The organism is uncultured Gimesia sp. (assembly GCF_937910335.1).
In the GTDB taxonomy this organism is placed as follows: Bacteria; Planctomycetota; Planctomycetia; order Planctomycetales; family Planctomycetaceae; genus Gimesia.
This window is the reverse complement of the sequence record NZ_CALEMX010000566.1, coordinates 1-4661: the sequence shown is the minus strand read 5'-3', so window position 1 is coordinate 4661 and position 4661 is coordinate 1. Positions and strand designations below refer to the sequence as shown.

Here is a 4661-nt window from a genome sequence, read left to right as displayed (position 1 = left end):
TCTCAATATCAGCTTTGTAAACAAATGGGGAAACGAATCGGAATTACTTTGGTTACTGGCAGTCTGCGTCGAAAAAAATATCCCTCTCGCCACGGAACTCGACACATATTCCTATACATTGTCTGGCAAGTATCGAGATAAAATCCAACAGTTCAGCAGTTTACTGCATTCTGGTTACTCGCTTACAGAAGCATTGTCATCCATTCCAGGGCTGGTGTCACAATCTGTAATCGTGGCAGTGCAAATTGGAGAAAAGAGCAACAGCCTGGGAATCGCTCTACGCGATGCCGCAGTCCAGACAACAAAAAAACTGAAGATACTCTCTGACAGAGCAAATACCACAAGTCTCATTCTTTATCTAACTATTGTTGTCACAATTCAATGCTTAATCGCCAGCTTCATTATGTATTGGATTATTCCAAAATTTAAAAAGATCTTTCTGGACTTTGGGGTCGAACTTCCGCCAATGACACTGACCCTTATTGATGTAAGCGACTTTATTCTCTACTACTTTTATTTATTCTTGCCGTTATTCTCCATTCCACTCATCACATTAGCCGTACTCTATTTTGGAAATTACTATGGGTGGTATAATCTCCGCATTCCTTTTATTACAGGATGGTTCCCGCGGCTAAACACTCCACACTGTCTCAGGCAAATTGCTCAGTCGATCTCAGTCCAGGACTCACCTCAGGTTGCACTGGAATCTGTTTCTAAATTTCATCTCTGGGCAGATGTGAGACAACGAGCGCACTCTGTCAATACACAAATCAATCAAGGTGAAAACGCCTGGGAAGCACTTTGTCAGAATAAAGTAATTACGAATGCAGAAGCTGCCTTGTGCATTGCAGGCGAGAAAATGGGAAATCTTCCCTATCTATTGAGAACTTTAGCTGACACCATCGAATTACGTAGAGCAAGAAAACTAAGATTTTTTATGGAGCTTTCTAAACCAATATTGATCAGTTTGCTGGGGTTGGTAGTTGGCTTTTTTGTAATCGCCTTATTCATGCCACTCATTCAGATGTTAAATGATCTTTCGTGAGTTCAATGTAAATGAAAATTTTCCGTCGAAACAATCAGTTACAATGCTCATCATTGAGAACCCGAAAAGGCTTTTCGATTCTGGAAGCTTTTGTCTCAATGATTCTGATCAGCGCGACAGTCTCGATTGCCATTCCCGCATTGAGGGTTATAAATCTACAAAGAAAATCGATCGATCAACGACTATTGGCAACAATGGAAGTGGCCAACCTGGGCGAACGAATCGCTGCTGAAAATTCATGGCACAGCCTGACCCCTGATAGACTCGCACAGTATCAATCAGGGATGCTCAAGCAATTAAATTTGAAAGAGCCTCAATTATCCGTGACTCTCATTCAAAATGAAAAAGAGCCAACAAAACGCCAAGTGCGAATCCAGATTTCCTGGAAAAACCCTTATGGCGAACGGGTGGACCCCTTACTACTTTCCCTCTGGTTTCATCGAGAGAGGAGTAGCCATGAATCAAAGTAAAATCCATCAATCCAGAATCCCCAGAGGGGTTACTTTAATTGAACTCATGGTGGTCATTTCGCTTCTGTCAGTCCTCTTTACTGTCGGTATCACGACTCTGGCTTTTCTGATGAGAGTAGAGATGAAGGGCACTGCCCGGATTCAAGAGACATTAAATCTACAGAAATTATCTCAACAATTTCGCGAGGACGCAGGAATTGCTCAGAAGGCGGTGATCAATGCGCCAGACAAAAACAGACCCAACGTACTGCGACTCGAACTGGAATCAGGAAGTTTCATTATTTATTCAGGTACTAAAAAAGGAAACGCTATTCTTCGCCTGAAAATGCAAGGAGATAAAATCATCGCGCGAAATGAATTTCTTATTCCTGTAGATTCTGTTCGATTTGCATTAGAGAAACTCAATCAACGCCTCATGGTATCCATGACATTTAAAATTCTTCCTGAATTAAAACATGAAAACCAAACCGTCAAACAGCCTGAAAAAATTTTCAAAGTCGAGTCTTTTGTTAACCGGAAACTCTCGATTCAAAGTCGAATTACACAAAAAAAGTAACATTGCATGATGAAATATAAAATACGGAAACTGAGATCGATTAAAAAGCGGCAGAATAGTAAAACCAAACGCAGTGGAAGCGTTGTTCTGATCCCTATGGTCTGCCTGATACTCGCGTTGGCAATCGTTGGGGATCTTCTACAACAAACATCCATAGAACTCAAGCAACTTAAAAAAGGGCAACACCATCTACAAGCCAATTGGCTGGCAGATGCGGCAGCCCAACGGGCAGCTGAAAAGCTGAGTCACCAGCAGAACTATACCGGGGAAACCTGGAAGGTTCACCCAGCGGAAATTGGTGGAACGTTTCCGGGAGAAGTGATCATTGAAATTGTTCGTACAAACTCAAACAGCAAGTCCCTTACAATTCGTACTTTGGCAAGTTATCCGGCAAATGTAGTAGAACGAGTGCGAGTCATCCGTGAATGGCCTTTTGAATTACAAGACAGCTCCTCTAACAACTAATCGTCCTTCTTCAAAGAATGATATTAAATCGAAGGAATTATCATGCCGCATCTCATTAGACAGTCGAACGAAATCAAACAGTGCTCCCGTCGAGGGTTTACACTGATAGAATTACTAGTCACGATTGCCATCATTGCGATTTTAATTGCCTTGCTCTTGCCCGCGGTTCAGCAGGCTCGTGAAGCAGCGCGACGTTCGTCTTGTAAAAACAACCTGATGCAGGTTGGCGTGGCACTCCAAAATTATGAAATGGCTCATAACGTATTTCCTTCTGGTACTGTAAATCCAACAGGGCCCATACGTAATGAAGCAAAAGGTTACCATGTCAGTTGGCTTTTACAGATTCTCCCCTATTTAGATGAGAGAGTTGCTTTCAATAAATTTGACTTTAACAAAGGCGTCTATGATCCTGTTAATAAAGAAGTTGCCAATTATCGTATAGCGACTTTGCAATGTCCTTCCAACCCTAATCGAGGACATAGTTTCGCCGGCATGCATCATGATATATCGGCTCCCATTGATGTAGATAATAATGGCGTTTTATTTTTGAACAGCAGTGTGCGTTATGATGAAATTCTCGATGGAAGTTCCAAAACTATTTTTCTGGGTGAGATCAGAGAAGGAAATGAACTCGGTTGGGTTTCAGGGACTCGGTCGACTTTGAAAAATGCCGGAACCAGTATTAATTCAAATATTTCAGCGATTTTTCCGGGCCAAACTGCGTTTGAACAACGATTCCCTCCAGAAACCTCTGATGCTGATTCTGCAGACCCGAAAAAAGAATCTGAAACATCAAACAGTGATCCCCAACTTCTAAAAGTGGGTGGATTTTCCAGCTATCATACAGGTGGTGCCCATTTCGGAATTGGTGACGGTGCGGTTCGTTTTTTGAGCGAAAACATAAACGTCATCACCTATCAGGCCCTTGCAAATCGCCATGATGGTCAGCTCATTGGTGATTTTTAATATCGCTTTCAAATTAATTTCCACGTATCTCAAAAACCATACTTCCTACATTAGAAGCAAGCGATTTCATGTATATTCGGCATCGTAATCAACGACATCAATTCGGATTTGTGCTGATTGAGTTACTGACCGTCATAGGAGTCATCGCTATTTTGATAGCACTCTTACTTCCCGCGGTTCAGCAGGCTCGCGAGGCAGCTCGGCGCACTACATGTAAGAATAATCTGGCACAGATTGGCGTGGCACTCCAAAACTACCAAATGGCCCACATGGTTCTGCCTCCGGGTACCGTTAATACGCAAGGGCCGATCCTCAACCAGCCCAAAGGCTACCATGTGAGCTGGGTCATTCAGATTCTCCCGTTTTTAGGCGAAAGAGCCGCGTATCTCAGCTATAATTTCAAGTATGGTGCTTATGCTCCCATTAATATGAACACTGCGAACTATTTCCTAACTTGTTTTCAATGCCCCTCCAATCCTCGCGGAGGAGCTAGTTATGTAGGCTGCCATAACGATACTGAAGTTCCGATTGACGTCAACAACAATGGCATTTTATTTTTAAACAGCAGTATTCGTGAAAAAGATCTGAAAGACGGTCGTTCGTACACAATTTTTGTAGGTGAATCGAACGACGGCGGGTTCCTGAGTTGGACCTCAGGAACGTCATCTACACTTCGAAATATGGGAACAAAAATCAATAACGTGTCCCCAAATCGAGCTGCATTCAATCAGGGACAAAGGTTTAACTTCAATAATCAATTTCGTTTCGAAAACGACACTGACGATCTGTTTGATGGCCTCGATTCTTCATCTGAAAAAACAGCTCTCGATAATGAAAAACTCACGCCTGAACAACGAAAGCAATTACTACAGGTTGGAGGATTTTCAAGTTCTCATACAGATGGGGCTCATTTTTGTCTGGGTGATGGTTCAGTCCGTTATATCAGTCAAAAAACAGATTTTCACATTCTGCAAAATCTCGCTAATCGTCATGACAGCAATCTGATTGGGGAGTATTAGCATTTTTAGGATGAATCTGTCAAATTCGGGATTCAAGTGGGCTCTCCTCTATTTCTCCGTGATGTTCTTTGTGTGTCCTCAAATCGTGGCAGCGATTGAAATTCATGAAATCCGCTGGGGATTCAATGACCGACCGGTGG

At 42.5% G+C, this 4661-nt stretch carries 6 protein-coding genes; all 6 read left to right on the top strand.

Features of this window, described 5'->3' with window-relative positions:
- Positions 1–1045: type II secretion system F family protein (locus Q0668_RS23180; RefSeq protein WP_298868919.1), on the top strand; the 1045-nt coding region annotated here is incomplete at its 5' end.
- Positions 1046–1056: 11 nt separating this feature from the next.
- Positions 1057–1515 (top strand): hypothetical protein, encoded by a 459-nt coding sequence (locus tag Q0668_RS23175; RefSeq protein WP_298868918.1) that lies wholly within the window; start codon positions 1057–1059, stop codon positions 1513–1515.
- The gene (locus Q0668_RS23170) at positions 1502–2071 is read left to right on the top strand and encodes a type II secretion system protein J (protein WP_298868917.1); all 570 of its coding nucleotides are present in this window, start codon (positions 1502–1504) and stop codon (positions 2069–2071) included. The genes Q0668_RS23175 and Q0668_RS23170 overlap by 14 nt, the downstream gene beginning before the upstream one ends.
- A 6-nt stretch (positions 2072–2077) precedes the next feature.
- Positions 2078–2536, top strand: coding sequence for a hypothetical protein (locus Q0668_RS23165; protein WP_298868916.1), 459 nt, complete (start codon positions 2078–2080; stop codon positions 2534–2536).
- A 42-nt stretch (positions 2537–2578) separates the two neighbouring features.
- Complete coding sequence (locus Q0668_RS23160; protein WP_298868915.1) at positions 2579–3502, top strand: DUF1559 domain-containing protein; 924 nt, start codon at positions 2579–2581, stop codon at positions 3500–3502.
- A 68-nt stretch (positions 3503–3570) separates the two neighbouring features.
- Complete coding sequence (locus Q0668_RS23155) at positions 3571–4521, top strand: DUF1559 domain-containing protein (protein WP_298868914.1); 951 nt, start codon at positions 3571–3573, stop codon at positions 4519–4521.
- Positions 4522–4661: the final 140 nt, after the last annotated feature.